Origin of the sequence: Amycolatopsis thermalba, from assembly GCF_003385215.1 — a bacterium.
GTDB classification, from domain to species: Bacteria; Actinomycetota; Actinomycetes; order Mycobacteriales; family Pseudonocardiaceae; genus Amycolatopsis_E; species Amycolatopsis_E thermalba.
The window spans coordinates 1-24,738 of record NZ_PQHW01000044.1 but is presented as its reverse complement, the minus strand read 5'-3'; the positions used below and the strand labels follow the sequence as shown (position 1 = coordinate 24,738).

The window sequence follows — 24,738 nt, the reverse complement described above, 5'->3', positions numbered from 1 at the left end:
ACGCAGCACAACTGGTCTGCCTCGTGGCCGGCATCCAGCTCGGCGCGGTTCCGTTGGTCCAGGCGATCCTCGGCGCGCGGCAGGGCGGGCTCTTCCACTGGCTCGACCTCACCGCCAAGAAGAAGCGGGCCTAACGCAGCATCGCGGGGCGGAGGAACGGTTCCGGCACCGCGAAGCCGTCCACCAGCAGCCGCGCGTGGGGGCGCAGCTCGGCGCACAGGTCGTTCACCGCGGCGACCACGGCCTTCGCCCGCGCCGAGGTCAGCCGGCCGTGCTCCAGGAACCACGCGCGGTCCTCTTCGACGTTCGACAGCACGTACAGGTCGCACACCCGCTCCAGCAGCGCCCGCGCCTCCGCGTCCGCGCACCGGTCGATGGCCGCGACGAACGCCTCCAGCACGATCCGCTCGACGTGCACCCGCGCCGCCCGCAGCACGTGGTCCTGCGCGTCGTTGAAGACCTCGAACGGGTCGGCCTCCGCGGCCCGGCGCAGCCGCCGCGCGCAGCCCTCCAGCACGTGCTGCTCGCGGTCCTCGAACAGCTTCACCTGCCAGCCGCGGTCGAACAGCACATCGTCGTCGTCCCGGCCGGGCGCGGCGTCCACCAGCCGCTCGATCACCTTGCGCGCCGCGGTCCGCTCGATCACCGCGCCGACGAACTGCTCGGCCACGAACCGGGCCGTCGCCAGCGGGCTCAGATCGGCGAAGTGGTCGCGGTAGCTGGTCAGCAGTCCCTTCGCGACCAGCTGCAGCAGCACCGTGTTGTCGCCCTCGAACGTGGTGAACACGTCGGTGTCGGCCTTCAGCGCCGGCAGCAGGTTCTCCGACAGGTATCCCGCGCCACCACAGGCTTCCCGCGCCATCTGGATGCTGCGGGTCGCGTGCCAGGTCGCGATCGCCTTGATCCCGGCGGCGCGCGACTCCAGCTCGCGCTGCGCCCGCTCCTCGGCGTCGGCGGTGCCCTGGATGTCGTGCAGCGCCCGGGTCAGCTCCTCGTGCGCGAAGTGCAGCGCGTAGGTGCGCGCGATCGCAGGCAGCAGTTTCCGTTGGTGCGCGCGGTAATCCAGCAGCAGGGTCTCCCCGGACTCACCGGGACGGCCGAACTGGCGGCGCTTGTCCGCGTACCGGGTCGCGATCGCCAGCGCCCGCTCGGTGGCGTGGATCGCGCCGCCCGCCACGCTGATCCGGCCGCGGATCAACGTGCCCAGCATCGTGAAGAACCGGCGGTTGTCGCTTTCGATCGGGCTCGTGTACGTGCCGTCCTCGGTGACGTCGCCGTAGCGGTTGAGCAGCGCGTCACGCGGCACCCGCACGGAGTGGAACGTCAGGCGCCCGTTGTCGACGCCGTTCAGCCCCGCCTTGCGGCCGTCGTCCCCGATCTCCACACCCGGCATCGGCGCGCCCGACTCGTCCCGGATCGGCACCACGAACGCGTGCACGCCGCGGCTTTCCCCGCCGGTGACGAGCTGCGCGAACACCACCGCCATCCGGCCGTGCCGCGCGGCGTTGCCGATGTAGTCCTTGCGCGCCTGCTCGTCCGGGGTGTCGATGACGAACTCGCGGGTGGCCGGGTCGTAGGTCGCCGTGGTGCGCAGGTTCTGCACGTCCGAGCCGTGCCCGGTCTCGGTCATCGCGAAGCAGCCGAGCAGGTCCAGGTCCATGATCCGGGCCAGGTACCGCTCGTGGTGCGGCGCCGTGCCGAGCAGCTGGATCGCGCCGCCGAACAGGCCCCACTGCACGCCGGACTTCACCATCAGCGACAGATCGCCGTAGCCGAGCATCTCGAACGACACGACCGAACCGCCGATGTCGCCCCCGCCGCCGTACTCGCGGGAGAAGCCGAGCCGGTGCCAGCCGCTCTTGGCCAGCTCGCGCAGGCGCTCCAGCACCCACGCCCGGTACTCCTCGGTGCTCAGGTCGTAGGGCTCGTCCAGGTCGTACCCGGCGAACTGCGCGCGAATCTCCCGGCGCAGCTGGGCCCACTGTCCATCCAGTACCGCGGTCAACGCATCGGGGTTCATGTTCCTACTCTGGCGTAACTTCCGCGGCCCCGCATGACGAGCTCAGCCGAGATCGGGCCCCTCGCGGCGCAGTTCGTCGACCTTCGACATGGCCTCGCGCAGCTCGCCGAGCCAGTCCTCGGCGTGCTGCCCGACGAGCCGGACAGCCCAGGCCAGGGCGTCCGAACGAGACCGCGCGACCCCCGCGTCGACGAGCGTGTCGAGAACCAGCCGCTCGGGCTGGCGCAGGCGGGTCATCACCGGCACCGACTGTGTGGTGAACAACTCTTCGGTGCCGCCCAGCCGGGCGCCCCAGGACACCTTGCGCTGGTACCGGTGCTCGGCCTGGCGCGCGATCTCGATGCGCTGCTCGCGGGTCTCCTCGCGGAACCGGCTGATGCGGCCGGATTCCGCGGCGGCGCGGGCGGCGTCGTCGGCGAACTCGTCGGTCAGCGCCGGGAGTTCGCCGACGACCAGGATCTCCTCGCGGTCGACCGTGATGTCCGGGGCGCCGGTGAACCAGCCGTCCGGCAGCCGTCCGGCGAACCAGCCCGCCGCGTCGTCGGCAGGCGGCACCTCGGCCTGCCCACGGCCCTTCCAGCCTCGTCCCCACTGTGCGTGTGTGCGCATGGTCCTCGCCTCCGCGATTACATGATTACGTTGCAACACACGCTACGCCGGAATCGACGCGTCAGACCCCGTGTTCACTCCCGGCGGACAAGACGGCGACCAGGTCGTCCGGGCTGGTCACGGGCCGGTCGCAGACGTAACCGCGGCAGACGTAGGCGGCCGCCTTGCCCGCCACCAGCGGCCGGTCCGCCGGCAGGCGCACGCCCTCCGCGTCCGGCTCGCCGGCCAGCACGACCGCGCCGCCGTGGGCGCGCCGGGCGGCCACCGAGCGCAACAGGTCGCGCTCGGTCGAGTCCGGCCCGGCGATCGCGACCTGGACCGGCCCGGCCAGCAGCGCCTCGGCCGCGGTGAGCCAGTGCCCGGCGAAACGGGGTGCCTTGGCGATGAGCTGCCCGGCCCGGCGGATCGCCTCCTCGGCGGCGGTCCGGTAGCGGGCCGCGCGGTCCGTCCCGACCAGCACCGAGGCGGTGACCAGCGCGTTCGCCAGCGCGGAGGCGCCGGACGGGCTCGCGTTGTCCGTCGGATCCGCGGGGCGGTGCACGAGGACCTCGGCGTCGTCGGCGGTGTCGTGGTAGGCGCCCGGGGTGTCCGCGACGGCGAAGTTGCCCAGCGCGATGTCCAGCAGGTTCGTCGCCTCGGTGAGCCGGCGCGGGTCCCCGGTCGCCTGGTGCAGGGCCAGCAGGCCCTCGGCCAGGCAGCCGTAGTCCTCCAGCACCCCGGCCGCGTCACCGGCGGTCCCGTCCCGGGAGCTGCGGCGCAGGCGGTTGTCGCGGAGGTGGATCCCGAGCACCGCGGACGCGGCCTGCTGCGCCGCGGACACCCAGTGCGGCTCGTCGAGGGCCACGCCCGCCTCGCACAGCGCGGTGATCGCGAGCCCGTTCCAGGCGGCGATCACCTTGTCGTCCCGGCCCGGCTGCGGCCGCTCGTCACGCGCGGCCAGCAGCGCGGCCCGGACCCGCTCGAAGCGCTCCCGATCGTCCGGATCGCGCAGCAGCCGCAGGACCGAGGTGCCGTGCTCGAATGTGCCCGATTCGGTCACGGAGAACAGTTCCGCGGCCCACGCGCCGTCGTCGTCGCCGAGCACCTCACGCAGCTGCGCGGGCGTCCAGACGTAGGTCAGGCCTTCCTCGCCGAGGGTGTCCGCGTCGAGCGAGGCGGCGAACCCGCCTTCGGCCGTGCGCAGCCGGCCGAGCAGGAATCCGCCGGTCATCCGCGCGACCTCCGCCGCGTACGCCGAACCGGTGCGCCGGGCCAGGTGCGCGTAGACGCGCAGCAGCAAGGCGTTGTCGTACAACATCTTCTCGAAGTGCGGGACGATCCAGGACGCGTCGACCGAGTAGCGGGCGAAGCCGCCGGCGAGCTGGTCGTGGATGCCACCGCGCGCCATCGGCCCGGCGCAGGACTCCACCAAGGACAGCGCGGCGGCGGATCCGGTGCGTTCGTGGTGGCGCAGCAGGAACTCCAGCACCATCGACGGCGGGAACTTCGGCGCGCCACCGAAACCGCCGCGCTCGCGGTCGGCCTCCCCGCTCAGCTTCAGCAAGGCGGCGTCGAGCACGCCCGCGTCGACCGGGGCGGGCGGCAGCGGCCCGAGCTGACCGGCGAGGTGCTCGACGATCTTCCCGGCGCCCTCGCGCAGCTCGTCCCGACGGTCCTGCCAGGCCTGCGCGACGGCGACGAGGAGGTGCTGGAACGACGGCATGCCCGGGCGCGGCTGCGGCGGGTAGTAGGTGCCGCAGTGGAACGGTTCGCCGTCCGGGGTGAGGAAGCAGGTCATCGGCCAGCCGCCCTGGCCGGTCATCGCCTGGGTCGCGGTCATGTAGACCGCGTCGAGGTCCGGACGCTCCTCGCGGTCGACCTTGATGTTGACGAAGTGCTCGTTCATCAGGCGCGCGGTCTCGGCGTCCTCGAAGGACTCGTGGGCCATGACGTGGCACCAGTGGCACGCGGCGTAGCCGATGGAGAGCAGGATCGGCACGTCCCGGCGCCTGGCCTCGGCGAGCGCCTCGGCGCTCCAGGGCCACCAGTCGACCGGGTTCTCGGCGTGCTGCAGCAGGTAGGGGCTGGTCGCGGTGGCGAGTCGGTTGGCCATGACCCCAGGGTGTCACGGTGTCCGCGGCACCACAGTTCCTAGCAGCGCTAGTTGTCTAGCATTGCTAGGATCACGTCATGTCCGCCATCAAGGAGCGCCGTGAACGTGAACGCGCCCAACGCCATCAGTTGATCATCACGGCCGCCCGGGAACTCGCGGAAACCGAAGGCTGGGAGGCGGTGACGACGCGGCGGCTCGCCGAGCGCGTCGAATACAGCCAGCCCGTGCTCTACAGCCACTTCAGCGGCAAGGACGCCATCGTGCGCGCCGTCGCGATCGACGGGTTCGCCGAACTGGCCGCCCACCTGCGCCGCGCCCGGCTGGCCAGCCCCGAGCCACCACAGGCCCTGCACGCGGTGAGCCGCGCCTACCTGGAGTTCGCCACCGAGCGGCCCGCTCTCTACCAGGCCATGTTCGTGATGCCGACGGATGTGAGGTTCGCGCACGCCGAGACGCCGCCCCAGCTGCGCGCCGGCTTCGACGAGTTCGTCCGCTGTTTCCGCCCGGACACCCCCCGGCGCGAACTGTCCGCCGAGGTCGTCTGGAGCGCGCTGCACGGCATCGCGGCGCTGTCGGACAGCGGCCGCATTCCCAGGGACTTCCAGGAGGAGCGGGTCGACCTCCTGGTCAGCCGGCTCGCCGACACTCCGGGCGGATCGGAGCCGGGCCGCTAACTGCTTTCGCTCTGCTGCGGCTGCTTGACCGGTTCGTCAGCCGTCTTCGTGGCCTTCTCCTCCGGCTCGGGGGCGTCGGCGCTCTCGGCCTTCTCCTCCGGGTCGAAGCTGGCCGGCACGCGCTTGAGGTGCTTGGTCATCGAGCGCACCAGCAGGGCGACGGCGATGAGGAACAGCAGGAGGATCAGGAAACCCAGCGGCGAGGACTTGCCGAAGTCCTCGCCCTGGCCGCCGTTGTCGCCGTTGCCCGGCTGCTGCGCGAGGACGAGGGCGGTCGTGGCGACCGGCGCCGTCACCGGCAACAAGAGACTCATGTGTTCACCTTCTCACGGACGCCCGCGAACAGGTCGTCCTCGGGCAGCGTGCTGTCCACCAGCGAGCGGACCAGCTCGTACTCCTCGGTCGGCCACACCCGGCGCTGCATCTCCAGCGGCACGAAGAACCAGCGGCTGTTCGGGTCGATCTGCGTGGCGTGCGCCTTCAGCGCCTCGTCGCGGACCTCGAAGTAGTCGGCGCACTCGATGCGCGTGGTGACCCGCTCCATCACGTCGGGGCGGTCCGGGTCCCACTTGCCCAGCCACTCCGCGTACGGCGACTCCAGGCCGGCCTCGACGAGGGCGTCGTGGAAGGCCTGCATGCGGGCGCGGGAGAAGCCGTGCATGTAGTACAGCTTCAGCGCCTGCCACGGCTCGCCCGCCTCGGGGAACCGGTCCGGCTCGGCCGCGGCGTCGAAGGCCGCCATGGAGACCTCGTGCGTGCGGATGTGGTCGGGGTGCGGGTAGCCGCCGTTCTCGTCGTAGGTCAGCACGACGTGCGGGCGGAACTCGCGCATGACCTTGACCAGCTCGCGCACCGGCTCCTCGAGCGGGGTGAGCGCGAAGCAGCCCTCCGGCAGCGGGGGCAGCGGGGCGCCCTCGGGCAGGCCGGAGTCCACGAAGCCCAGCCAGCGGTGCTGGATGCCGAGGATCTTGGCGGCCTTGGCCATCTCCTCGCGGCGGATGGCGGACATGTTGGCCAGCACCTCGGGGCTGTCCATCGCCGGGTTGAGGATGCTCCCGGCCTCGCCCCCGGTGCAGGTCACGACCATGACCTCGGCGCCCTCGGCGACGTACTTCGCCATCGTGGCCGCGCCCTTGCTCGACTCGTCGTCGGGATGGGCGTGCACCGCCATGAGACGCAGGCGCGATCCCGTTCCGGACATCAGCTCGTCAGAACCCACCATGCGTCCAACGACCCCTTCTGAATCCCTATTCCGCCCCGGAGAGATACTGCGGTTGCCTCCATTGTCCCCGGGGGTACGACAAGTTCGATCGGAGGCCCGGCTTGAGCACCGCCAGCGCCCCGCCGTCGCTGCCGGAAGGCCGCTACGGGCGGCCCCGCAGGCCGGCCCGCCGGTGGCGCGTGTGGGTCTTCACCGGGATCGCGCTGGTCGTGAGCTGCGCCGTCGCGTGGCTCGGGTACGTGAACCTGGGTGCCGCGCCCATCAGTGCGGAACGGGTCACGTTCGAGGAGCTGCCGGGGAACGCGATGACGATCTCACTCAACGTGACGCGCGACGAGCCGGACCGCCCGGGCGTGTGCATCGTGCGGACGCGGGACCTCAGCGGCGCGGAGAGCGGGCGGCGGGAGGTCTACATCCCGCCGGGCGACAGCCGGGTCGACGTGGTGGTCAAGAGCATCGACCGGCCGGTCACCGCCGACGTGTACGGCTGCTCTTACGATGTTCCGGAGTATTTGTCAAGGAGTTAGCGGCCAACGGGGTGAATGACGCGCCGAATGCCCGGTTTCCGCGGTGGGGACCGGCGCTGACCTGCCCTGCCGTGGTACCCTGATCTACCGGCACGGCCCGAACGGGCCGTGTTTTTCCTTTATCCAGCCGCACTCGGTCGAGTGCGGCTGCCGGCATGAACACCCATGTCCGGCAGGCACGACGAGGAGATGGTGGCCGTGAGCGACACCCAGGTGACCTGGCTGACCCAGGAAGCCTACGACAGGCTCAAGCACGAGCTCGACGAGCTGATCGAGAATCGTCCGGTCATCGCTGCGAAGATCAACGCCAGCCGCGAAGAAGGCGACCTCCGGGAGAACGGCGGCTACCACGCCGCCCGTGAGGAGCAGGGCCAGCAGGAAGCCCGCATCCGCCACCTGCAGGAACTCCTGCGGTCGGCGAAGGTCGGCGAGGCCCCCAAGAACGACGGGGTCGCCGAGCCGGGCAAGGTCCTCACCGTGCGTTACGAAGGTGACGACGACGAGGAGAAGTTCCTGCTCGCCACGCGCGAAGAGGGCGCCGAAGGCGAACTCGACGTGTACTCGCCCGAGTCGCCCCTGGGCAAGGCCCTGCTGGGCGCCAAGGAAGGCGAGTCGCGCGAGTACGAGCTGCCCAACGGCAGCACGCAGAAGGTGACGCTGATCAAGGCCGTGCCCTACACCGGCTGAGCCCCCCACACTTCTTTCGGAGCGGCTGCTCCGGGCGGGAGCATCGCCCGGAGCAGCCGCTCCGCTGTGTGGACAGCCGCATGCCACGAGCGCAGAACTCGCGACCGGGAAGGTGGAACTCGCGCCCGCGAACGCGGGACTCGCGAGCCCGAGTGTGGGACTCGCGGTCGCACCGGCGAGTTCCACGTTCAGTGCGGCGAGTTCCACGTTCAGTGCCGCGAGTTCCACGTTCAGTGGCGTGAGTTCTGCGTTCAGTCTCGCGAAGCGTGCGTTCGCGAGACGCAGCCCGGCGCCTCGGAAACCGCGTAGCGTCACAGAACATGAACCCCATCTGCGTGACCTGCGGCATGCAGTACGCCGCCCCGCGCCCGGACTGCCCCATCTGCGAGGACGAGCGCCAGTACGTTCCCCCGGCGGGCCAGCAGTGGACCGACTTCGCCACGCTCCGGAGCGAGCACGAAGCCCTCATCAGGCAAGAGGGCGAAGGCATCACCGGCATCGGCTGCACCCCGAAGTTCGGCATCGGCCAGCGGGCGCTGCTCGTGGAAACACCCGGCGGCAACTTCCTCTGGGACCTCTCCGCCTACCTCGACGACACGATCGCCGACCACATCGCCGCTCGGGGCGGCATCACCGGCATCGCGATCAGCCACCCGCACTACTACACCACCTGCGTCGAGTGGGCCCGCGCCTTCGACGTGCCGGTCTACCTGCACGAGGGCGACCGTGAGTGGATCGGCCGCCCCGACGACCGCATCGAACTGTGGAGCGGGCAGACCAAGCCGGTCGGCGACGGCCTGACCCTGGTCAACCTCGGCGTGCACTTCACCGGCGGCACGGTCCTGCACTGGTCCGGCGGCGAGCGGGGCCGGGGCGCGCTGCTGTCCGGCGACATCGTCCAGGTGATCCCGGACCGCAAGTTCGTCGCGTTCATGTACAGCTACCCGAACCTGATCCCGGAGCGGCCGCCGGTCGTGCGCCGCGCCGCGGAGATCCTCGCCGGGTACCGGTTCGAGGCCGTCTACGGCGCCTGGTGGGACGCCGTCGTGCGGCAGGACGGGTACGACGTCGTGCAGCGCTCGGCCAAGCGCTACCTCGAGTTCGTCTCGTAGGCGAGCCGTTCCAGCAGCGGGCGGACGCGCGGCGGCACCGGCGTCGACAGGGCCAGCGACGTCGAGGTCCGGCGCACGCCCGGCACGTTGACCACGGCGTCGATGACCCGCTGCAGGTCATCGTGGTCACGCGCCACCATCCGGACGAACAGGTCGCCCTGCCCGGTGGTGGCGTGCACCTCGCAGACCTCCTCGATCGCGTCCAGCGCCTCCGACACCGCGGCGCGCCTGCCCTGCGCGATCTCCAGCACCGCGAACGCGGTCAGCCCGTAGCCCATCGCCGCGAGGTTCAGCTCGGGCGGGAAACCGCCGAGGATCCCCTGTTCGGTGAGCCGGTCCAGGCGCGCCTGCACGGTGCCCCGCGCGACCCCGAGCCGGCGCGCGCACTCCAGCACGTTCAGCCGCGGCGAGTCGGTGAGCAGCAGCAACAGCCGGGCGTCGAGCGAGTCCACCGCGTCCTCCTGGTCACATTGCCCGATTTGGTAGATCATCCTGGGTCGACACTGGGCAGATTGTCCAGTGAAACTGGCGGCTGTTGCCCAGGATGCGACGAACTACGCATTCTGCCAGACATGACGAACGCTCTCGACGATGTCGACTACGACCAGTTGCGCCAGCTCGTCGGTTTGGTCGAGCACGATGAGACCGCCGACCCGTTCCCCGTGAAGTCCCTCGATGCCGTCGTGTTCATCGCCGGCAACGCCACCCAGACCGCGTGGTACTACCAGCACGCGTTCGGCATGCGGCTCGTCGCCTACGCCGGCCCGGAGACCGGGCAGCCGGACCACAAGGCGTTCGTGCTGAAGTCGGGCTCCGCGCGGTTCGTCATCACCGGCGGCGTGCGGCCCGATTCGCCGCTGCTGGACCACCACCGCCGCCACGGTGACGGCGTCGTGGACCTGGCCCTCGAAGTGTCCGATGTGGACAAGTGCGTCGCGCACGCGCGGGCCCAGGGCGCCACCATCCTGGAGGAGCCGCACGACGTCTCCGACGAGCACGGCACCGTGCGGCGGGCGGCGATCGCCACCTACGGCGAAACCCGGCACAGCCTCGTCGACCGCTCCCGCTACACCGGCCCGTACCTGCCCGGCTTCCAGGCGCGGGAGACGCCGCGGCGGAAGCGGCTGTTCCAGGCCGTCGACCACTGCGTCGGCAACGTCGAACTGGGCAGGATGGACTACTGGGTGGACTGGTACCACCGCGTCATGGGCTTCACGAACATGGCGGAGTTCGTCGGCGACGACATCGCCACCGAGTACTCGGCGCTGATGAGCAAGGTCGTCGCCAACGGCAACCACCGGGTGAAGTTCCCGCTCAACGAGCCGGCGATCGCGAAGAAGAAGTCGCAGATCGACGAGTACCTGGAGTTCTACGGCGGCGCCGGGTGCCAGCACATCGCGCTGGCCACCAACGACATCGTCGGCACCGTCACCGCGATGCGCGCGGCCGGCGTGGAGTTCCTGGACACCCCGGACTCCTACTACGACGACCCCGAGCTGCGGGCGCGGATCGGCGAGGTACGGGTGCCGATCGAGACGCTGAAGGAGCACCGGATCCTGGTGGACCGCGACGAGGACGGCTACCTGCTGCAGATCTTCACCAAGCCCGTCGGCGACCGGCCCACGGTGTTCTACGAGCTGATCGAGCGGCACGGCTCGCTCGGCTTCGGCAAGGGCAACTTCAAGGCCCTGTTCGAGGCCATCGAGCGCGAGCAGGAGCGCCGCGGCAACCTCTAACCGACGACGGTGAACCCGGCGCGCTGGAGTTCGGCGTGCACCTGCTCGCAGTGGTCGGGGCCGCGGGTCTCCAGGTTGAGCTCGATCTCGACCTCGCCGAGGGCCAGCGCGCCGGAGATCCGCGAGTGCTCGACGTCGATGACGTTCGCGCCCAGGTCCCGCACCCGCGTGAGCACCGACGCCAGCGAGCCGGGCCGGTCCGGCACGCGCAGCCGCAGCGCGAGGTAGCGGCCGCCGGCCGTCATGCCGTGCTGGATGATCTGCAGCAGCAGCAACGGATCCACGTTGCCGCCGGACACCACGGCCACCACCGGCGCCGCGAACTCGCCCGGGTACTGCAGCAGCGCCGCGACCGCCGCCGCGCCCGCCGGCTCCACCACGAGCTTGCGCCGCTCCAGGCACAGCAGCACCGCGCGGGACAGCGACTCCTCCGACACCGTGAGTACGTCGTCGACCTTCGCGGCCACGTGCGCGTAACTCACCGGGCCGGGCTGGCCGACCGCGATCCCGTCGGCCATCGTCTGCATCTCCCGCAGCCGCACCGGTCCCCCGGCCGCGAGCGACGGCGGGAAGGCCGCCGCGTCCTCGGCCTGCACCGCGACGACCCGGATATCCGGCCGGGACGCCTTCACCGCGCACGCCACCCCCGCGACGAGCCCGCCGCCGCCGGTGGGCACCAGCACCGTGGCCGCCTCGGGCACCTGCTCCAGGATTTCCAGCCCGACGGTGCCCTGCCCGGCGATGATGTCCGCGTGGTCGAAGGGGTGGATGAACACCGCCCCGGTCCGCTCCGCGAACGCGATCGCCTCCGCGAGGGACTCCTCCAGGACGTCACCGTGCAGGTGCACGTCCGCGCCGTAGCCGCGAGTCGCGGCCAGCTTGGGCAGCGGCGCGCGGGTGGGCATGAAGACGGTCGACGAGATGCCCAGCAGCGACGCCGCGAGCGCGACACCCTGTGCGTGGTTGCCCGCGCTGGCCGCCACGACGCCGCGGGCGCGTTCCTCCGCCGTCAGGCCGTGCAGGCGCGTGTAGGCGCCACGGATTTTGAACGAGCCGGTGCGCTGCAGGTTCTCGCACTTGAGGTGGACCGCGCCGCCGTGCGCCTTCTCCAGGTCACGCGCGTGCTCCATCGGCGTCACGCGGATGATGCCCTCGAGGAGCTTGCGCGCCTCGCGGATGCGTTCGACGTCCACCAGATCCATATCCCGGATCATGCCACTCCCACCTCACGGGTTTCGGTACCCTGGGAGCCGGTCAGTACGGCGAATCGGGAGTAGCCATGCCAGCGCGCAGCGAAACGGGCGGACGGGTCCGTCGTGCCACGCGTGCGGCCGGTCTGCTGCCGTTGGTCGCGGGCGTCACCTCCGCCCTGGCCCTCACCGGCGCGGCGGTCTACACCGTCGACCGGGCCGGCTGCGGTGATCCGGCCCAGTACATCCGGCACGACAACTACGTCGAGCTGGTCGGCGGGTGCGTGGACGGCTCCGACCTGCCGGGGATCCGCGCCGGCAGCACACCGGCCGACGCCAAGACGGCCGAGCTGAACAACTACCGGCCCTGAGTGGCGGGGAAGCGCCGGAGCGCTCCCCCGCCGCCTCGTCAGCCCAGCGCCGCGCGCAGGTCGTCGCTGAGGTCGCGGACGTCCTCGATGCCCACGGACAGCCGCAGCAGGTCGTCGGGCACCTGGAGCATCGAACCGGCCACGCTCGCGTGGGTCATCTGGCCCGGGTGCTCGATCAGCGACTCGATGCCGCCCAGCGACTCGGCCAGGATGAACAGCTGCGTGCGCGCCGCGGTGTCCAGCGCGGCCTGCCTGCCGCCGGTGTGGCGGAAGGAGATCATGCCGCCGAAGCGGCGCATCTGCTTGGCCGCGATGTCGTGCCCGGCGTGATCGGGCAGGCCCGGGTAGTAGACCTCGGCGACCTTCGGGTGCGCCGACAGCATCTCGGCGATCTGCTCCGCGTTGTCGCAGTGCCGGTCCATGCGCACGGCGAGGGTCTTGAGGCCGCGCAGGGTCAGCCACGCGTCGAACGGGCCGGGCACCGCGCCCGCCGCGTTGCGCAGGAAGAACAGCTGTTCGCGCAGCTCGTCCTCGTTGGTCAGCACCGCGCCGCCGACGACGTCCGAGTGCCCGCCCAGGTACTTGGTGGTCGAGTGCACGACGATGTCGGCGCCGAGGGCCAGCGGCGTCTGCAGGTACGGCGTGGCGAAGGTGTTGTCCACGACGAGGCGGGCGCCGGCCCCGTGGGCGATCTCGGCCAGCACCGCGAGGTCGGCGATGCCGAGCAGCGGGTTGGACGGCGTCTCGCACCAGATCAGCTTGGTTTCCGGGCGGACCGCGGCGCGCACTTCGTCCACGTTCGACAGGTCCGCGACGCCGTATTCGACGCCCCACACCTTCAGCACCTTGTCGATCAGCCGGAAGGTGCCGCCGTAGGCGTCGTTGCCCAGGACCAGGTGGTCGCCCGGCCGCAGCACGGTGCGCAGCACCGCGTCGGTGGCGGCCATGCCGGAGGCGAACGCCAGGCCGTGCCGCGCGCCCTCGAGCGAGGCCAGGGCCTGCTCCAGCGCGGTGCGCGTCGGGTTCGCGGTGCGGGAGTACTCGTAGTCACCCTCGCGGGTGCCCCCGACGCCGTCCTGGGCGTAGGTGGAGGTCTGGTAGATGGGCACGATGACCGCACCTGTCCGCGGGTCAGGCTCCTGACCTGCGTGGATGGCGCGCGTCTCGAAGCCGGAGCGGGAAAGGTCGTGCGTCATTTCCCCAGCCTACGACCAGCCCTGCCGCACCCATCGCGCGGTGGGCGGCAGGCACGCCAGCACCAGGGTGCCGATCGCCGGCACGCACAGCACGCCGAGGTAGACGAGCGGGACGTCGCCGTCGAGGAGGCCGAGGAAGTACACCCCGAACGCGCCGAGCACGAGCACCAGCAGGTACACGACGAGGGCCGCGGCCGCGCCGATGATCGTCGCGACGCGGCCGAACTCCTTGGCCAGCACGAGCCCGACCCCGCCGGTGATGAGGGCGACGGCGAGCAGCAGGTGCGTGGCGAACGTCAGCAGGCTGCGCCCGAGGTCGCCGTCGCCGGCGAGCAGCACCGCGCCACCGGCCACGCCGACCAGGTGGAACAGGCCGCCGAGCAGGGCCAGGACGGCCGCGGTGATGCCGGTGCCGCCGCCGCGGGAGGACGTGGTGGCTTCGGATTGGGACGGAAAGGTCACCACTACCAACTACCAGCCGGGCGGTGCCGCAGGTACCGGAAGGTCCACGGAAGCACCGCGAGCACGAACACGAGCGGCCCGCCGACCACCGCGCCGACCCGCACGAACGCGTCGTCGGACGCGAAGCGGAACATGACCGCGAAGAAGTCCCCGAAGTAGCCGGGGTAGAGCAGGATCGGCTCGCAGATCACCGCGGCGACCGCGAGCAGCCCGCCGGCCAGCAGCAACACCGCGCCGGCGACCGCGCGGAAGAACGTGGTCAGCGCGCCGGCCAGCAGGACCAGCGCGGCCGCCGAGTAGACGGCGAGGACGCCGCGCACCTTGCCGTCCATGCCCGCGAAGCCGTGGTCGACGAAGAACTTCAGCGGCAGGTAGCCCAGCAGGCCGGCCAGCACCAGCCCGACCACGCCGGCGAGGATCGCGGTGGTCCCGTTGGGGCGCGGCTCGTGGCCGTTTCGACTCGTCACAGCGCTCCCGGGGAAATCGGACGTTTTCGGCGCTCACCCTAGCGGCGTTCCCAGCACACGGAAATCAACTGGGAAAAAGACGATGCCCCCGGCGCGGGGCCGGGGGCATCGCCTGCTGAGTTCAGCCGGTCACCACTGCTGCGGCGGTTGACCGGGCTGGCCGTACTGGCCGGGCTGCTGCGGCGGCTGGCCGTACGGACCCGGCTGCTGCTGCCCGTACTGACCGGGCTGGCCGTAGCCGGGCTGCTGCCCGTACTGGCCGGGCTGCCCGTAACCGGGCTGCTGGCCGGGCTGGCCGTACTGGCCGGGCTGCGGGAAGCCACCGCTCTGCGGGTTCGGCCCACCGGGCTGCCCGTACTGCGGCTGACCGGGGTGCTGGCCGAACTGACCGGGCTGCTGCCCCGGCTGCGGGAAACCGCCGCTCTGGGGGCCACCGAAGCCACCGGGACCGCCGAAGCCGCCCGGGCCGCCCTGCTGGCCGGCACCGTCGCCGAGACCGACGAACTGCTTCGCCGCCGGGACCAGGCCGGCGACACCGATCGCCAGCGCCACGATGCCGAAGATCAGTTGCGCGACCGGGATGCCCGGGAGGTCCGAGGCACCCTCCGGCATCGCCGCGAGGATCAGGATGCCGAACAGCAGCATCAGGAAACCGCCGACCGCCGTCAGGATCGGGGCGATCTTCTTCAGCGCCGGGCTGAGCTTGTTCGCCAGCGCGATCAGGACGCCACCGGCCAGCGCCGCGAGGCCACCGACCACCAGCATGATCATGTAGAACCAGAGCAGGCCCGGGCTGGGCAGCCCGAACTCGTCCGCCTGGTCCTTGATCGAGTCGTAGGCGTCGGAGTAGTCGGAGACATCACCGAAGTCGATCAGCGCGAAGATCAGGCCGAGCAGGCCGAGGAGCGCGGCGAGACCACCGGCGATCCAGCCGAAGAGCTGGTTGTTGCCACCGGCGCCACCGCCCTGCTGGGGGTAGCCCGGCGCGCCGAAGCCCTGCGGCTGGCCGAAGCCACCCGACGGCGGGCCGTAGCCCTGCGGCGGCTGGCCGTACGGGCCCGGCTGCTGCTGCCCGAACCCGGGCTGCTGCTGCTGGCCGAAGCCCTGCTGCCCGTAGCCCTGCTGGGGGTTCACGGCGCCGGGGTTGTCGGCGGCGCTCGGCGGCGGCGAGTACGGGATGGCCGGCGGCTGGGAGCCCGGGGGCACCAGCTGCGTGGACTCCGCGCCCGGCTGATCACCCGGGCCGACCTTCTGCGTGGCGTTGGGGTCGCCACCCGGCTGGACCACCTGGGTCGGCTCCGCCGTCTCGCCGAACGAACCGCCGCCCTCGGACGGCTGCTGCGACTGGCCGGGCTGCACGACCTGGGTGGGCTCCGAAGAGCCGAACGGGTTGTCTGGCTGTTGCTGGGGACCGCTCGGCGGGCCCTGAGGCGGCTGACCGCCACCCCACGGCTGGTTCGGCGGCTGCGGAGCGCTCATGTGGGTCTTGAACCCCCTCGAGAGGACTGACAGTGCGTATTCACGTTGATCTGGGTGGGCCACACGCTATCGGATACCGGTCATAGACGCTCGTAACGCCCCGACGGTTCCGCGCGATGAAACCCGGATCACCGTCCGGCGAGGTAGCTCAGCAGGTCGTGCCTGGTCAGCACGCCCGCCGGCTTGCCGTCGACCAGGACGAGCGCGCCGTCGGCGTTGGACAGCGCCTTCATGGCCGCCCCGACGCCCTCGCTCGCGCCGATGGTCGGCAGCGGCGGCGACATGTGCTTGTCCAGGCGGTCGGCGAGCTGGGCCTTCCCGGTGAACAGGGCCTCCAGCAGCTCCCGCTCGTTGACGGCGCCGACGACCTCGGCGGCCATCACCGGCGGCTCGGCGCTGACCACCGGCATCTGGCTGACGTCGAACTCGGACAGGATCGCGACGGCCTCGGCGACCGTCTCGTTCGGGTGGGTGTGGACCAGGTCGGGCAGCGATCCGGTCTTCGCGCGCAGCACGTCGCCGACGGTGGCGCCGGAGGAGTCCGGCGGCAGGAAGCCGTAGCCGGCCATCCACTGGTCGTTGAAGACCTTGCCCAGGTAGCCGCGGCCGCCGTCGGGCAGCAGCACCACGATCACGTCGTCCGGGCCGAGCCGCTCGGCGAGCTTGAGCGCGGCCGCGACCGCCATGCCGCACGAGCCGCCGACCAGCAGGCCCTCCTCGAGCGCGAGGCGGCGCGTGATCGCGAAGGATTCGGCGTCGGAGATGGCGATGATCTCGTCGGCGATGGCGCGGTCGTAGGTGCCCGGCCAGAAGTCCTCGCCGACGCCTTCGACCAGGTAGGGGCGTCCGGTGCCGCCGGAGTAGACCGAGCCCTCCGGGTCGGCGCCGACGACCTTGACCTTGCCCTGGGACGCTTCCTTGAGGTAGCGGCCGGTGCCGGAGATCGTGCCGCCGGTGCCGACGCCCGCGACGAAGTGGGTGATCCGGCCGTCGGTCTGCCGCCAGATCTCCGGGCCGGTCGAGTGGTAGTGGCTGGCCGGGTTCTCCTTGTTGGCGTACTGGTTGGGCTTCCAGGCGCCCTCGATCTCGGAGACCAGCCGGTCGGAGACGGAGTAGTAGGAGTCCGGGTGCTCGGGCGGGACGGCGGTCGGGCACACCACGACGCGGGCGCCGTAGGCCTTGAGCACGTTGCGCTTGTCCTCGCTCACCTTGTCCGGGCAGACGAAGACGCACTTGTAGCCCTTGCGCTGGGCGACCATCGCGAGGCCGACGCCGGTGTTGCCGGAGGTCGGCTCGACGATCGTGCCGCCGGGCCGGAGTTCGCCCGACGCCTCGGCGGCCTCGACCATCCGCAGCGCGATGCGGTCCTTCACGCTGCCGCCGGGGTTGAAGTACTCCACCTTCGCCAGCACGAGCGGCGCCAGGCCCTCGGTCAGGGAGTTCAGCTTGACCAGCGGGGTGTCGCCCACGAGGTCGACGATGTGCTCGACGTAGTCCACACCGACCAGGCTAGCTGCGCGGGTGTGACCTACGTCGAGGGTGGCGGGCTAGCCCCGCGGTCGGGTGAGGGCGGGACGGCGTCGAGGCCACCGGGCGGGGTGGCCGGGCTGTAGTGCCGCGCGGCGGCGGTGCTGTCCTCGACGGCCGGGCGCGCAGGTGCTCCGGCAACTTCCACCTTCCCCGGGTCATCGGGACCCGGGTGAAGCGGGCGCGCCATCGTGGCCGTCGTCGCGTAGGGGTTTGACCGCGCGCGCGAAAGGGGCAGGATGTAGGTAAGCACGCGCTTAGCCCGACCCGAAGGAGTGTCCCGCCATGCCTGAAGCCGTCATCGTCTCCGCCGCGCGTTCCCCGATCGGCCGCGCCGGGAAGGGCTCGCTGGTGAGCATGCGGCCGGACGACCTGGCCGTCCAGATGGTCCGCGCCGCCCTGGACAAGGTGCCGCAGCTGGACCCGAAGGACATCGACGACCTCATGCTCGGCTGCGGCCTGCCCGGCGGCGAGTCGGGCTTCAACATGGGCCGCGCCGTCGCGGTCCAGCTCGGCTACGACCACCTGCCCGGCTGCACCATCACCCGCTACTGCTCCTCCAGCCTGCAGACCACCCGGATGGCGCTGCACGCGATCAAGGCGGGCGAGGGTGACGTCTTCATCTCCGCCGGGGTGGAGACGGTGTCGCGGTTCGCCAAGGGCAGCTCGGACTCCTGGCCCGACACGCACAACCCGATCTTCGCCGACGCCGAGGCCCGCACCGCGAAGACCGCGGCCGAGGGCAGCGAAACCTGGACCGACCCGCGGGAGAACGGCGAGCTGCCCGACGTCTACATCGCGATGGGCCAGACCGCGGAGAACCTCGCCCGCCTGAAGAACGTCTCCCGCGAGGAGATGGACGAGTTCGGCGTGCGGTCGCAGAACCTGGCCGAGAAGGCCATCGCCGACGGGTTCTGGGCCAAGGACATCACGCCGGTCACCCTGCCCGACGGCACCGTCGTGTCGAAGGACGACGGCCCGCGCGCCGGCGTGACGATCGAGGGCGTGTCCGGCCTGAAGCCGGTGTTCCGCCCGGACGGCCGGGTCACCGCGGGCAACTGCTGCCCGCTCAACGACGGCGCCGCCGCGCTGGTGATCATGTCCGACACCAAGGCGAAGCAGCTCGGCATCACGCCGCTGGCGCGGGTCGTGTCGACCGGCGTGTCGGGCCTGTCGCCGGAGATCATGGGCTACGGCCCGGTCGAGGCGTCGCAGCGCGCGCTGGCCCGCGCCGGGATGTCGATCGGCGACATCGACCTGGTGGAGATCAACGAGGCGTTCGCCGCGCAGGTCATCCCGTCCTACAAGGACCTGGGCATCGACATCGAGCGCCTGAACGTCAACGGCGGCGCGATCGCCGTGGGCCACCCGTTCGGCATGACCGGCGCCCGCATCACCTCGACGCTCATCAACTCGCTCCAGCACCACGACAAGCAGTTCGGCCTGGAGACGATGTGCGTCGGCGGCGGCCAGGGCATGGCGATGGTCATCGAGCGGCTCAGCTGACCCCAGCCACGAGAAAGGGCCCGGTCGCAGGTGCGGCCGGGCCCTTTTCGCGCGTGGATCAGGCGCTGGCGCCGTTCTTGGCCACCAGGCAGAACGTGGTGGCGGGCTCGGGGTAGGTCAGCGCGCCGTCGACCTCGAGGCCCTCGCACACGGCCTCGTCGGCCTGGCCGGTGACGACCTTGACGAACTCGACCTCCGCCGTCGGGTCGGTGCACGGGACCCGCTTGTAGCCGTCACTGCCGGACATCACGTTGGCGAAGCAGTCACCGTCGTGGGCGTTGATCATCAGGCAGAGCTTGTACGAACCGCGGCCGGTGACGCTGTACTCGTCGTAGTCGGTGGTCGGGCAGCTCGCGGACGGGCTGTCGAGCTTGGCCGCGATCTTGACGTTGGCGCTGTCGTCCGAGCAGTCGATGCGGTCCGGGCTCTCACCGCGCTCGAACTTCTCGATGTGCAGGCAGTCGCCGACCTCGGCGCCGGCCGCGCCGAACTGACGCGACACGACCCAGCTACCGACCGCCAGCACGATCACCACCGCCGGGATCACGAAGCGGAGCCAGGTCAGCTTCTTCTTGGCGGGCTGGCCGGGCGGCGGGCCGAACGGCTGCCCCGGGGGCGGCCCGAACGCGCCGGGCTGTCCGGGCTGTCCCGGCGGCGGGAAGGCCGGCGGGGCGCCCGCGGGCTGCCCGGGCGGCGGCCCGAACTGGCCGGGCTGGCCGAACTGACCGGACTGGCCCGGCTGGCCCGGCTCGCTGGTCGGCGTGCCGAACGCGCCGGGAGCGCCCTGGTTGCCGGCGGGCGGCTGGTTGCCGAACGGCGCCGGCTGCCCTCCAGGCGCAGCCGGCGGTGGGGGGACGCTCACACGAACCTCACAGATGTAAACGAGACAGTAGTGCCCGTATCCAACACTGCGTAGTCAACACAACGATCACCGGCCCACCGAAAGGGTGACGACACAACAAAAGGACACCCGGTTGGTCACCGGGTGTCCTTCTGCGGGCCGAACTACTAGTCGTTCTGCAGGTACGACAGCAAGCGCAGGATCTCCAGGTAGAGCCAGACCAGGGTGGTCATCAGGCCGAACGCGGCGAACCACGCCCACTTGGCCGGCATGCCCGCCCGAATCATCTGGTCGGCCGCGTCGAAGTCGAGCAGCAGGCAGAACGCCGCGACGCCGATGACCACGAGGCTGAAGATGATGGCGAGCGCGCCACCGTCCCGCAGGCCCATGTTCACGCCGAAGAGGCCGAGCACGAGGTTGGCGAGCATCAGGATCATGACGCCGACGAGGGCGCCGATGATCCACTTGGTGAGCTTCGGCGTCACCTTGACCGCGCCGGTCTTGTAGACGACCAGCATGCCGATGAACACACCGGCGGTGCCCAGGATCGCCTGCAGGGCGATGCCGGGGTAGAGCATCTCGAAGAGCCCGGTGATCGCACCGAGGAACACACCCTCGGCCGCCGAGTACAGCAGCGTCATCGGGCCGCTCGGCTTCTGCCGGAAGATCATGATCAGCGACAGCACCAGGCCGACGATCATGCCGCCGAGCATCAGCCCGAGGACCGGGCCGAGCGCGTTCGCGTCGGCCTGGCTCTGGGCCCAGATCGCCGCGAGGACACCGGTGATCAGGGCGACACCGAGGCTCATCCCGGTCTTGATGACGACGTCATCGACGGTCATGGGGCGTTCGGTCGCCGGCGCCTGCTGCGCGCCGTGGCCCGACGGCATCCCGTAACCGGGCATGCCCTGGGGCTGGTTGAAGCCTACGTTCGGCCCGTAGGAGCCGTATCCCGCGCCGCCGGTGGGCAAGTTGCGGAACGCTGGGTTGCTTGTGGATCGCACCTGATCCTCCTGGATCTACTGGCACCTGCATCAGGTTCAACGTCGGCAGCGCCCTGCCGGTTCCCGTCAAGTAAAGGCGACTTTACTCGCGCCCGCTGATCGTTTCGGGGACCCCGTGCACTATGACTGTGGTCACGGCGGCCAGCCCGGCGCACAATGCAGCCGGGCGACGACGCGGAGGGCAGGCACATGACCGGGTATCTCGTGACGGGTGCGACCGGGTTGATCGGACGTCAGTTCACCCCGCTGCTGCTCGCCAGGGAGGACGTGGACCGGGTGTTCCTCCTGGTCCGCGAGAAGTCGCGGGAGCGGCTGACCGACCTGGTCAACGGCTGGCCGCACCCGGAGAAGGTCACGCTGGTCGAGGGCGACCTCGGGCGCGAGTGCCTGGGCGTCGGCGAGGACGTGCGCGCCGAGCTGCGCGGGCGGGTCGCCGGTCTGGTCCACCTGGCCGCGCTCTACGACCTCACCGCCGACGACGCGACGAGCGTCAAGGCCAACGTCGACGGCACCCGCCACGTGCTCGACCTGGCCGCCGAAATCGACGCGGGCTGCCTGCACCACGTGTCGTCGGTGGCCGTGGCCGGCGACCACGAGGGCGTGTTCACCGAGGACATGTTCGACACCGGCCAGCGCCTGCCCACGCCCTACCACCGGACGAAGTTCGAGGCCGAGCGGCTGGTGCGGCAGCAGTCCGAGGTGCCGTGGCGGGTGTACCGGCCCGCCGTGGTGGTGGGCCACTCGCAGACCGGCGAGATGGACAAGATCGACGGCCCCTACTACCTGTTCCCCGCGATCAGCAGGCTCGCCGCGCTGCCGAACGTGCCGCTCGTCGGCCCGGACCTGGGTGACACGAACATCGTGCCGGTCGACTACGTCGCCAGGGCGCTGCTGGAGCTGGTGGTCCGGCCCGGGCTGGACGGGCGCGCGTTCCACCTGGTCAGCCCGGAACCGCAGTCGGTGGTGTGCGTCTACAACGCCTTCGCCCGCGCGGCCGGTGCGCCGACGATCAACGTCGAGCTGGACCGGCGGCTGTCCCGCGGCCTGCTGAAGCTGGCGCGGCTGGGCGAGCACGTGCCCGGGTTCACGATCACCCGCGATGCGTTCCTGGAGCGCCTGGGCATCCCGGCCGTCCTGCTGGACACGCTGTCGTTCCCGTCGGTGTTCGCCTCCGCCGCGACCCGCAAGGAGCTGGCGGCCAGCGGAGTCGACGTGCCGCGCATCGAGGACTACGCGCCCGCGCTGTGGCGGTACTGGCGCGAGCACCTCGACCCGTTCCGCGCCCGCAAGCACGGGCCGCGCGGTGAGCTGGACGGCCGTCGCGTGATCATCACCGGCGCGTCGTCGGGCATCGGGCGGGCGACCGCGCTGAAGGTGGCGGCCGAGGGCGGTGTCCCGCTGCTGGTCGCGCGGCGCGAGCCGGAGCTGGCGGAGGTCCGGGACGAGATCATCGCCGCGGGTGGATCCGCCTCGATCTACCCGGCCGACCTGACCGACGAAGAGGCCGTGCGCAAGATCGTCGACCAGATGCTGAGCGAGCACGGCCGCATCGACATGCTGGTCAACAACGCCGGCCGGTCGATCCGCCGCTCGATCAAGCTGTCCTACGACCGCTTCCACGACTACGAGCGGGCGATGGCGATCAACTACTTCGGCGCGGTCCGGCTGATCCTCGCGGTGCTGCCGCACATGGCCGAGCGGAAGTTCGGGCACGTCGTCAACGTGTCCTCGATCGGCGTGCAGGGCATCGCGCCGCGGTTCTCCGCCTATGTGGCGTCAAAAGCCGCGCTGGACTACTTCAGCAAGATCGCGGCGACCGAGACCCACGGCGACGGCATCACGTTCACGACCATCCACATGCCGCTGGTGCGCACGCCGATGATCCGGCCGACGAAGATCTACGACGCGTTCCCGACGAAGTCGCCGGACCAGGCCGCGAACATGGTGGTGCGGGCGCTGAAGAACCGGCCCAAGCACATCGGCACCCCCGAGGGGTACCTGATCCAGGCGGCGTACACGCTGCTGCCGGGGCTGGTCGACGCGGTGGCCTACGAGGGTTACCGCGTCTTCCCGGACTCCACGGCGGCCGGCGGCAGTGGTGAGCTACGCATCGGGAAGGGCGAGCGGCACCTGTCCCGCGCGGCGAACGCGCTCGTCAAGCTGACCAGGGGTTTCCACTGGTGAGTGACACACCGGGCGTGGCCTGACCGTGTTAACACGCTGTGCGCGGGTACGGTTTTCGCATGGTCTCTGAGCGCGACAGCCTGCTCCCGTTGCGGCGTGAGTACAACCAGGTGTGGCACGGCTTCGACCGCGGGCAGGTGCTGCAGTACCTGGATCACGTCGAGGCGAATCTGCGCCGGGTGATGGCCGATCGCGACAACGCGATGAGCCAGGTGGGCAACCTGTCGCGCGAGCTGGAGGGCGCGCGCGGGGAGATCGCGCGGCTGCGGAACCGGGTCGAGGAGCTGAAGCGGCCGCCGGAGCGGATCGAGGACCTCGACGAGCGCATGCAGCGCACGGTGGAGCTGGCGGAGATGCGGGCCGAGGAGATCACTTCGCGGGCGCAGGTCGCGGCGGAGGAGCACTGGAGCGCGACGACCGAGCTGTCCGGGAGGTTGCGTGAGCGGTACCAGAGCCTGCTGGCGGAGCTGGACACCCACGGGCAGGCGCTGCAGGCCGAGCACAAGCGCGCGCTGGAGGCGACGAAGGCCGAGGTCGAGCGGCTGACGGCGGAGGCAGCGCGGCGGCGGACGCAGCTGGACATCGAGGCCGAGCGCAAGCGGCGGACGGTGCAGCACGATTTCGAGCAGTCGATGGCCTCGCAGCGGGCCGCGCTGGAGAAGCACATCGCCGACCAGCAGACGGCGAGCAAGCAGCAGGCCGAGCGACGCATCGCGGAGGCGACGGCCGAGGCGAAGCGCCTGGTCGACGAGGCCACCACGAGGGCCCGCCGCCTGGTCGAGGAAGCGACCGCGCGGGCGGAGAAGCGCGAACGCGAGGCGCGCCAGCTGGTCGAACACCTGACGCGGATCAGCACGGAGGTCGCCGGACGGCTCCGCAAGACCGACGAGGTGCTGGCCCGCAGCCAGTCGGCGCTGGAGCCGCTGCGCGAGGAGTCCGTGGTGGACCTGAGCCGCCCGGCGGAGACCCCCAGCGGCGACGGAATGCAGACGATGCCCGCGGTGAAGCCCGCCCCGGGACCGGGGCCGGCGCCGGCTCCGTCGGGCGACGGCGCGGCAGCAAGGCCCGCGGCGGCGGGTAACGCGGCAGCAGGTAGCGCGGCGGCGGCGAAGCCCGCTGCCGGGAGCGGTGTGGCCGGCACGGCCGGCGGCGCGGCAGCGAGGCCCACCCCGGCCGCGAAGCCCGCTGCGGGTGGCGCGGCTGGTCGCCCCGCTTCCGGGCCGCAGGTGGCACCGGGTGCGGATGGCCAGGGCGGTCCGGCCGCTGGTGGACAGGACGGCCGGGGCAGCAGCCCGAGTTCGAGCGGGCAGGGCGGCGGCTCCGCCACGAGCGGCCAGGGCAGCCCTGCCACGGGCAGCGGTCAAGGCGGTCCGGCGGCAGCTGGCCAGGGTGGCTCGGCCGGCCGGGGCCGGGGCAGCAGCCCGAGTTCGAGCGGGCAGGGCGGCGGCTCCGCCACGAGCGGCCAGGGCAGCCCTGCCACGGGCAGCGGCAAGACCGGCCCGGCGGCCGGAAAGCCCGCCCCCGCGAAGCCGGCCCCTACAGCCAAGCCCGGCGGAGGCGCCCGTCCCGTGACGGGCAAGCCGCCTGCGGCGCTGGCCGGTCCCGCGGCGCAGCCGGAAGGGCAGCAGCCGCCCAAGCCGCTCACGAAGCGGCCCCAGTCGAGCAAGAAGTAGCTGCCGCCCAGGGCGCTCCGCGCCAGCGGAGCGCCCTGGGACCGCCGCCGCGATCCGGCGGCGGGCACGGCAACGTACGTGCCCGTGCGGCCGCGCCGGCCCGGCCCTGCAACCGCACCCGCCCAGCCCCTGCGGCCACGGCAACAGACCGGCCCCCGC

23 protein-coding genes are annotated in these 24,738 nt (G+C 71.5%); 9 read left to right on the top strand and 14 right to left on the bottom strand.

Going from position 1 to position 24,738, the window contains the following annotated elements:
- Positions 1–130 precede the first annotated feature (130 nt).
- The 3 genes from D0D15_RS18730 to D0D15_RS18720 form a co-directional block, all read right to left on the bottom strand.
- Positions 131–2,020 (bottom strand): acyl-CoA dehydrogenase family protein, encoded by a 1,890-nt coding sequence (locus D0D15_RS18730; RefSeq protein ID WP_094004690.1) that lies wholly within the window; start codon positions 2,018–2,020, stop codon positions 131–133.
- A gap of 42 nt (positions 2,021–2,062) precedes the next feature.
- Complete coding sequence (locus D0D15_RS18725; protein WP_094004689.1) at positions 2,063–2,629, bottom strand: hypothetical protein; 567 nt, start codon at positions 2,627–2,629, stop codon at positions 2,063–2,065.
- Positions 2,630–2,690: 61 nt separating this feature from the next.
- Positions 2,691–4,721 (bottom strand): thioredoxin domain-containing protein, encoded by a 2,031-nt coding sequence (locus D0D15_RS18720; protein ID WP_115944615.1) that lies wholly within the window; start codon positions 4,719–4,721, stop codon positions 2,691–2,693.
- Between the two features lie 77 nt (positions 4,722–4,798).
- Here D0D15_RS18720 and D0D15_RS18715 point away from each other — a divergent pair, with 77 nt between their 5' ends.
- Positions 4,799–5,395 (top strand): TetR/AcrR family transcriptional regulator, encoded by a 597-nt coding sequence (locus D0D15_RS18715; protein WP_094004687.1) that lies wholly within the window; start codon positions 4,799–4,801, stop codon positions 5,393–5,395.
- Here the strand turns inward: D0D15_RS18715 and D0D15_RS18710 are convergent.
- Both D0D15_RS18710 and mca read right to left on the bottom strand, forming a co-directional pair.
- Positions 5,392–5,709 carry a hypothetical protein gene (locus D0D15_RS18710; RefSeq protein WP_094004686.1) on the bottom strand — a complete coding sequence of 106 codons (318 nt, stop codon included), beginning with the start codon at positions 5,707–5,709 and terminating at the stop codon, positions 5,392–5,394. The two genes, D0D15_RS18715 and D0D15_RS18710, sit on opposite strands and share 4 nt — an antisense overlap.
- Entirely contained in the window at positions 5,706–6,617 is a 912-nt protein-coding gene (gene mca / locus D0D15_RS18705; protein WP_094004685.1) for a mycothiol conjugate amidase Mca, read from the bottom strand. The genes D0D15_RS18710 and mca overlap by 4 nt, the downstream gene beginning before the upstream one ends.
- 101 nt (positions 6,618–6,718) lie before the next feature.
- Between mca and D0D15_RS18700 the strand changes: the two genes are divergently transcribed.
- From D0D15_RS18700 to D0D15_RS18690, 3 genes are all read left to right on the top strand, one after another.
- Complete coding sequence (locus D0D15_RS18700) at positions 6,719–7,144, top strand: DUF4307 domain-containing protein (RefSeq protein WP_094004684.1); 426 nt, start codon at positions 6,719–6,721, stop codon at positions 7,142–7,144.
- 189 nt (positions 7,145–7,333) lie between these two features.
- Complete coding sequence (gene greA, locus D0D15_RS18695; protein ID WP_094004764.1) at positions 7,334–7,831, top strand: transcription elongation factor GreA; 498 nt, start codon at positions 7,334–7,336, stop codon at positions 7,829–7,831.
- A gap of 320 nt (positions 7,832–8,151) precedes the next feature.
- On the top strand, positions 8,152–8,943 hold the full coding sequence (locus tag D0D15_RS18690; RefSeq protein ID WP_094004683.1) for an MBL fold metallo-hydrolase: 792 nt from the start codon (positions 8,152–8,154) through the stop codon (positions 8,941–8,943).
- Here the strand turns inward: D0D15_RS18690 and D0D15_RS18685 are convergent.
- A complete protein-coding gene (locus D0D15_RS18685; RefSeq protein ID WP_094004682.1) occupies positions 8,922–9,434 on the bottom strand; it encodes an Lrp/AsnC family transcriptional regulator in 513 nt (170 codons plus the stop codon). The two genes, D0D15_RS18690 and D0D15_RS18685, sit on opposite strands and share 22 nt — an antisense overlap.
- Positions 9,435–9,515: 81 nt before the next feature.
- Between D0D15_RS18685 and hppD the strand changes: the two genes are divergently transcribed.
- On the top strand, positions 9,516–10,679 hold the full coding sequence (gene hppD, locus D0D15_RS18680; RefSeq protein WP_094004681.1) for a 4-hydroxyphenylpyruvate dioxygenase: 1,164 nt from the start codon (positions 9,516–9,518) through the stop codon (positions 10,677–10,679).
- Here hppD and ilvA read toward each other — a convergent pair.
- Entirely contained in the window at positions 10,676–11,881 is a 1,206-nt protein-coding gene (gene ilvA, locus D0D15_RS18675; RefSeq protein ID WP_094004680.1) for a threonine ammonia-lyase, read from the bottom strand. The two genes, hppD and ilvA, sit on opposite strands and share 4 nt — an antisense overlap.
- Before the next feature lie 77 nt (positions 11,882–11,958).
- Between ilvA and D0D15_RS18670 the strand changes: the two genes are divergently transcribed.
- Positions 11,959–12,240: a hypothetical protein gene (locus D0D15_RS18670; protein ID WP_094004679.1), complete on the top strand. Its 282-nt coding sequence runs from the start codon at positions 11,959–11,961 to the stop codon at positions 12,238–12,240.
- Between the two features lie 38 nt (positions 12,241–12,278).
- Here the strand turns inward: D0D15_RS18670 and D0D15_RS18665 are convergent, their stop codons facing one another.
- The 5 genes from D0D15_RS18665 to D0D15_RS18645 all read right to left on the bottom strand — a co-directional run bounded on the left by D0D15_RS18665 (position 12,279) and on the right by D0D15_RS18645 (position 17,343).
- Positions 12,279–13,436 (bottom strand): cystathionine gamma-synthase, encoded by a 1,158-nt coding sequence (locus D0D15_RS18665; RefSeq protein WP_094004678.1) that lies wholly within the window; start codon positions 13,434–13,436, stop codon positions 12,279–12,281.
- A 9-nt stretch (positions 13,437–13,445) separates the two neighbouring features.
- Entirely contained in the window at positions 13,446–13,898 is a 453-nt protein-coding gene (locus D0D15_RS18660) for a hypothetical protein (protein WP_233157169.1), read from the bottom strand.
- Positions 13,899–13,900: 2 nt separating this feature from the next.
- Positions 13,901–14,365: a hypothetical protein gene (locus D0D15_RS18655; protein ID WP_094004676.1), complete on the bottom strand. Its 465-nt coding sequence runs from the start codon at positions 14,363–14,365 to the stop codon at positions 13,901–13,903.
- 129 nt (positions 14,366–14,494) lie between these two features.
- The gene (locus D0D15_RS18650) at positions 14,495–15,844 is read right to left on the bottom strand and encodes a hypothetical protein (RefSeq protein WP_233157168.1); all 1,350 of its coding nucleotides are present in this window, start codon (positions 15,842–15,844) and stop codon (positions 14,495–14,497) included.
- 128 nt (positions 15,845–15,972) lie between these two features.
- On the bottom strand, positions 15,973–17,343 hold the full coding sequence (locus D0D15_RS18645) for a cystathionine beta-synthase (protein WP_094004674.1): 1,371 nt from the start codon (positions 17,341–17,343) through the stop codon (positions 15,973–15,975).
- Positions 17,344–17,656: 313 nt separating this feature from the next.
- Between D0D15_RS18645 and D0D15_RS18640 the strand changes: the two genes are divergently transcribed.
- Complete coding sequence (locus D0D15_RS18640; RefSeq protein ID WP_094004673.1) at positions 17,657–18,877, top strand: acetyl-CoA C-acetyltransferase; 1,221 nt, start codon at positions 17,657–17,659, stop codon at positions 18,875–18,877.
- Positions 18,878–18,935: 58 nt separating this feature from the next.
- Here the strand turns inward: D0D15_RS18640 and D0D15_RS18635 are convergent, their stop codons facing one another.
- Both D0D15_RS18635 and D0D15_RS18630 read right to left on the bottom strand, forming a co-directional pair.
- Entirely contained in the window at positions 18,936–19,739 is an 804-nt protein-coding gene (locus tag D0D15_RS18635; RefSeq protein ID WP_115944614.1) for an LppU/SCO3897 family protein, read from the bottom strand.
- A 146-nt stretch (positions 19,740–19,885) separates the two neighbouring features.
- A complete protein-coding gene (locus D0D15_RS18630) occupies positions 19,886–20,722 on the bottom strand; it encodes a Bax inhibitor-1/YccA family protein (RefSeq protein WP_094004671.1) in 837 nt (278 codons plus the stop codon).
- A gap of 189 nt (positions 20,723–20,911) precedes the next feature.
- Between D0D15_RS18630 and D0D15_RS18625 the strand changes: the two genes are divergently transcribed.
- A complete protein-coding gene (locus tag D0D15_RS18625; protein WP_094004763.1) occupies positions 20,912–22,906 on the top strand; it encodes an SDR family oxidoreductase in 1,995 nt (664 codons plus the stop codon).
- Positions 22,907–22,965: 59 nt separating this feature from the next.
- The gene (locus tag D0D15_RS18620) at positions 22,966–24,579 is read left to right on the top strand and encodes a coiled-coil domain-containing protein (RefSeq protein ID WP_094004670.1); all 1,614 of its coding nucleotides are present in this window, start codon (positions 22,966–22,968) and stop codon (positions 24,577–24,579) included.
- Positions 24,580–24,738: the final 159 nt, after the last annotated feature.

Excerpts from the sequence above, each read along its gene's own strand:
- D0D15_RS18720 (WP_115944615.1), bottom strand. The coding sequence starts at position 4,721 with ATGGCCAACCGACTCGCCACCGCGACCAGCCCCTACCTGCTGCAGCAC.
- D0D15_RS18625 (WP_094004763.1), top strand. The coding sequence starts at position 20,912 with ATGACCGGGTATCTCGTGACGGGTGCGACCGGGTTGATCGGACGTCAG.
- greA (WP_094004764.1), top strand. The coding sequence starts at position 7,334 with ATGGTGGCCGTGAGCGACACCCAGGTGACCTGGCTGACCCAGGAAGCC.
- D0D15_RS18640 (WP_094004673.1), top strand. The coding sequence starts at position 17,657 with ATGCCTGAAGCCGTCATCGTCTCCGCCGCGCGTTCCCCGATCGGCCGC.
- D0D15_RS18650 (WP_233157168.1), bottom strand. The coding sequence starts at position 15,844 with ATGAGCGCTCCGCAGCCGCCGAACCAGCCGTGGGGTGGCGGTCAGCCG.
- D0D15_RS18665 (WP_094004678.1), bottom strand. The coding sequence starts at position 13,436 with ATGACGCACGACCTTTCCCGCTCCGGCTTCGAGACGCGCGCCATCCAC.
- D0D15_RS18725 (WP_094004689.1), bottom strand. The coding sequence starts at position 2,629 with ATGCGCACACACGCACAGTGGGGACGAGGCTGGAAGGGCCGTGGGCAG.
- D0D15_RS18715 (WP_094004687.1), top strand. The coding sequence starts at position 4,799 with ATGTCCGCCATCAAGGAGCGCCGTGAACGTGAACGCGCCCAACGCCAT.
- hppD (WP_094004681.1), top strand. The coding sequence starts at position 9,516 with ATGACGAACGCTCTCGACGATGTCGACTACGACCAGTTGCGCCAGCTC.
- D0D15_RS18685 (WP_094004682.1), bottom strand. The coding sequence starts at position 9,434 with ATGATCTACCAAATCGGGCAATGTGACCAGGAGGACGCGGTGGACTCG.
- mca (WP_094004685.1), bottom strand. The coding sequence starts at position 6,617 with ATGGTGGGTTCTGACGAGCTGATGTCCGGAACGGGATCGCGCCTGCGT.
- D0D15_RS18730 (WP_094004690.1), bottom strand. The coding sequence starts at position 2,020 with ATGAACCCCGATGCGTTGACCGCGGTACTGGATGGACAGTGGGCCCAG.
- D0D15_RS18690 (WP_094004683.1), top strand. The coding sequence starts at position 8,152 with ATGAACCCCATCTGCGTGACCTGCGGCATGCAGTACGCCGCCCCGCGC.
- D0D15_RS18620 (WP_094004670.1), top strand. The coding sequence starts at position 22,966 with ATGGTCTCTGAGCGCGACAGCCTGCTCCCGTTGCGGCGTGAGTACAAC.
- D0D15_RS18710 (WP_094004686.1), bottom strand. The coding sequence starts at position 5,709 with ATGAGTCTCTTGTTGCCGGTGACGGCGCCGGTCGCCACGACCGCCCTC.
- ilvA (WP_094004680.1), bottom strand. The coding sequence starts at position 11,881 with ATGGATCTGGTGGACGTCGAACGCATCCGCGAGGCGCGCAAGCTCCTC.
- D0D15_RS18670 (WP_094004679.1), top strand. The coding sequence starts at position 11,959 with ATGCCAGCGCGCAGCGAAACGGGCGGACGGGTCCGTCGTGCCACGCGT.